A 3,787-nucleotide genomic window follows, 5' to 3' on the forward strand; every position below is an offset into this window, starting at 1 on the left:
TTGAGCGCCTTGGTGAGGATCTCGCCATCGACGTTGCGGATCAGCGTGCCCAGATTCTTGTCGTCGAGCTCAAGCAGGTTGTCGAACACGAACATCGCCTCCTCGATCGCCTTGGCGACGTCGCGGTCGATCTTGAACAATTTGGGCATGACGCGCTGCTCGGTCGCCTTGCGCGCGCCGGACAGGATCTTGGCTGCCTCGCGCGTGCCGCCCAGCGTCACGCCCTGGCCGGTCGATCCGGCGCCGGTGCGATTGGCGAGCAACGTGCGCAGCGTGTCGACTGCCTCGGGCGTGATCGGCCCGAGCCGGGCGATGCGGTGGAGGATATCGGGCTGGACCGCATCGGGCATCAGTTCGAGCACTTGGCCGCCGACCGACGCGTCGAGATTGGCGATCAGCACCGCGGCGATCTGCGGATGCTCCTTCTCGATCATCGCGGCGATCTCGCTCGCATCGAGCCAGTCGAGCAGTTCGAGTTCGCATGCCGCCTCGGCCGGGGTGATCCGTGCGAGGACGCTCTCGGCCTTTTCGCGGCCGAGCGCGCGGTTCATCACCGCCTCGATCTTGGGACGAGGGTCGAAGCCGATCGTCGTACGCTCGCGTGCGCGGTCGACGAAATCGTCGAGCACCGTCTCGACCTCCTGCTCGGAGACATCGGCGACCTTGAACATCGCCGCGCCAAGTTGACGGACCTCCTCCGGGTCGAGCTTCTGCAGGATCGCGGCGGCTTCGTCCTCGCCCACCAGCATCATCAGCACGGCGGCACGCTCCACGCCGGTATAGGTGCGCAAGCCCTCCATCAGCGTGCGTCCGCCTTGATCATGTCGCGCACGGCGAGCGCGGCGCGGGTCGGATTGTCGCGGGTGAAGCCGCGGACCGCGCCGACCCGCTCGTCATAGCCGCGCGAACTTTCGAGCTGGTCGAGGCTGACCGGGGGGACGACGACCGGACCGGTCAGGGCCTCGGCATCCTCGCCCTCGGCACCCTCGATCGTCTGGCCGAAGGCGGGCCGCGGCGTCGCGTCCTCGCGCTTCTTCATCAGCGCCTTGGCGATCGGGCGAACACCGAGCAGCAGGACGAGCAGCGCGATGACGATCGCGGTTCCGTTGCGCGCCAGCACCGGCAGCCACGCATTGTCGTACCAGGCGGGACCGGTATCGGCGGCGGCATCGGCGCCGGCGAACTTGCGGCTGATCACCGTCACATTGTCGTTGCGCGTCTGGTCGAAGCCGACCGCGCTTTTTACGAGGTCGGTGATCTGGTTGATCTCCATCGCGGTGCGGCGCGTCTTGTCGGGATCGCGGAGCAGTACCGCGACCGACAGGCGCTTGACGCTGCCCGGGGTGGCGCGGGTCACCGACACTTCGCGGCCCAGGTCATAGGCGCGCTGATACTGGTCGGACTGCTTCATTGCGTCGGGGGCGGGGCCACCGGCGACGGGCTGCGGCATGCCGGGATTGCCGGTCGCGGGCTGCGGTGCCTGGAGCGTGCTGGCGGCGGGCGGCGTGTTGCTGAGCGCGCCGGGGATGCCGCCCGGTGTCGCCGCGCCGTCCTTCTGGTTGCCGGTCCAGTTGCCCGTCTCGGCGCGCAGAACGCCCTGCTTGTCATAGCTTTCGCGCGTCGCCTGGGTCTCGTCGAGATTGACGTCGGCCTGGACCTCGGCGGTGAAGTTGCCGGCCCCCACCAGCGGGGTCAGCAGCTGAATCAGCTGGGTGCGGTACTTGTCCTCGACGCGACGCTGGATCTCGATCCGCTTGTCGCCCGCCGCGCCGACGCCGTCGACGCCGCCCGGCTTGGTCAGCAGCGCGCCCATCTGGTCGACGATCGTCACCGAATCGGGCTTCATGCCGGGTACCGACGATGCGACGAGGTTGATGATCGAGGCGACCTGTGCGTCGCTCAAGGACCGGCCACCCTGCAGTTTCAGGATCACCGAGGCAGAGGGTGCGGCATTGTCGCGGACGAACACCGAGGCTTCGGGCGTCGCGAGATGCACGCGCGCCTCGGCTACCGCGTCGATCTCCTCGATCGACCGGGCGAGCTCGGATTCGCGCGCCTGGCGCAGGCGTTCGCCTTCCACCGCGCGGCTGACGCCCATCGGCAGCTGGTCGAGGATCGCGTAACCACCGGGTGCCGCCTTGGGCAGGCCCTGGCCGGCGAGCAGCATCCGCGCGCGCGAATAATCCTCCTCGGCAACCGTCAGCGAACCCGTCGAATCGTCGATCCGGCTCTTGATGTTCGCGGTCGTCAGCGCGGAGGTGACCGCGGCCTTGTCGGCATCGGGCAGGTTGGTGAACAGCGTCTTCTGCGTCGGCGAGGACAATGTCATCCACGCGAGCGCGGCGGCGGCGATCAGGCCGATCATCAGCACCATCGGCAGCGAGCGGCGTACCGCGGGCTGCGCGAAGGCGGACTTTATCTGTTTGAGCGGGTTGGCGAATTTCTCGGGGAGGCCATTGGCCGACGAAGCGGGGATGAGGGCAGTGCTCATATCATTACACCGGCATGCTCATGATGTCCTTGTAGGCGGACAGGAGTTTGTTGCGGACCTGCAGCGTCGCCTCGAACCCGACCGACGCCTGCTGGCGCGCGAGCATCACTTTGGCGATGTCGACGGTCTCGCCGCGCTCATAGCTTTCGCTGAGCTTGGCGGCCTGGGTCTGGCCCTCGTTCACGCTCTTCAGCGCGGTTTCCATCGTGTCGCCGAAGCTGACGGGTTTCGTCTCGGTCGGCGCGACCGTCGGGCCGGTCTGGCTGGCGCGAGCGAGCGCCTGGTTGCGCTCGAGGATCTGCGAGCGCAGCGCCATGACGCGGTCGACGCTCATCGCGCCGCCGCCGATTCCGCTGACGCCGCTCATGCCGACATCACCCGGGCGAAGTCCTCACCCTGTTCGCGTGCCTTGGCGAGGCGATAGCGCAGCGTGCGCTCCGAAATGCCCAGCCGGCGCGCGGTCTCGATCCGGCTGCCGCCGCATGCCTTCAGCGTCTCGCGGATCGCCGCGAACTCGCTCATCTGGACAATGGTGCCCAACGTATCGGTCTGCGGTTCGGCGGGCGTCGCGGCAACGGGCACGAGCGGTTCGGCGATGGGCGCGACGACCGGCGCGGGGCGCGGGGCGAAGGTCATCGTCACCGGGCGATCGAACAGGATGTGACTCGCCTCGATCGTGTCGCCGCCGCAGAACAGCAGCGCGCGCTGGATCACGTTCTCGAGCTCGCGGACATTGCCCGGCCAGTCGTGCAGCATCAGCGCCTCGATCGCCGCGCGCGACGGCCAGGGAATGACGTTGCGGTTGCCGGCATGACGCAGGATCATCGTCGCGGCGAGCGCAGGGATATCCTGCGGCCGCTCGGCGAGCGACTTGGTGGTCAGCGGGAACACCGCGAGCCGGTAATAGAGATCGGCGCGGAACCGGCCGGCGGCGACCTCGCCCTGCAGGTCGCGATTGGCGCAGGCGATGACGCGGACGTCGATCGGCTGCGGCACGGTCGCGCCGAGCGGGACGACCTCGCGCTCCTGGAGCACGCGGAGCAGCTTGGCTTGAAGCGTCAGCGGCATCTCGGCAATCTCGTCGAGCAGGATCGTGCCGCCGTTGGCGGCGCGGAAAAAGCCCTCACCGCCCGATGACGCGCCGGTGAACGCGCCCTTCTGGTGGCCGAACAGCATCGCCTCAAGCATCGATTCGGGGAGTGCTGCGCAGTTGATTGCGATGAACGGGCCGGTCTTGCGCGGCGAACCATTGTGGATCGCGCGGGCCAGCACTTCCTTGCCGGTGCCGGTCGGACC

Annotated in this window: 4 protein-coding genes; all 4 read right to left on the reverse strand. The window is 68.3% G+C overall.

Annotation, left to right across the window (positions count from 1 at the left end; translation table 11 throughout):
• Positions 1–800 (reverse strand): flagellar motor switch protein FliG (locus sphsw_RS09175; RefSeq protein ID WP_042466979.1); only part of this gene is annotated, 800 nt, incomplete at its 3' end.
• Positions 800–2,491 (reverse strand): flagellar basal-body MS-ring/collar protein FliF, encoded by a 1,692-nt coding sequence (gene fliF / locus sphsw_RS09180; protein WP_031440344.1) that lies wholly within the window; start codon positions 2,489–2,491, stop codon positions 800–802. The genes fliF and sphsw_RS09175, both read right to left, overlap by 1 nt.
• A 4-nt stretch (positions 2,492–2,495) precedes the next feature.
• Positions 2,496–2,858 carry a flagellar hook-basal body complex protein FliE gene (gene fliE / locus sphsw_RS09185; protein ID WP_031440345.1) on the reverse strand — a complete coding sequence of 121 codons (363 nt, stop codon included), beginning with the start codon at positions 2,856–2,858 and terminating at the stop codon, positions 2,496–2,498.
• Positions 2,855–3,787, reverse strand: a 933-nt coding sequence (locus sphsw_RS09190) for a sigma-54 interaction domain-containing protein (RefSeq protein WP_031440346.1), incomplete at its 5' end; no start/stop codon positions are given. The genes fliE and sphsw_RS09190, both read right to left, overlap by 4 nt.

This window comes from Sphingomonas sp. FUKUSWIS1 (assembly GCF_000733135.1).
Taxonomy (GTDB): domain Bacteria; phylum Pseudomonadota; class Alphaproteobacteria; order Sphingomonadales; family Sphingomonadaceae; genus Sphingomonas; species Sphingomonas aerolata.

Excerpts from the sequence above, each read along its gene's own strand:
- fliF (WP_031440344.1), bottom strand. The coding sequence starts at position 2,491 with ATGAGCACTGCCCTCATCCCCGCTTCGTCGGCCAATGGCCTCCCCGAG.
- fliE (WP_031440345.1), bottom strand. The coding sequence starts at position 2,858 with ATGAGCGGCGTCAGCGGAATCGGCGGCGGCGCGATGAGCGTCGACCGC.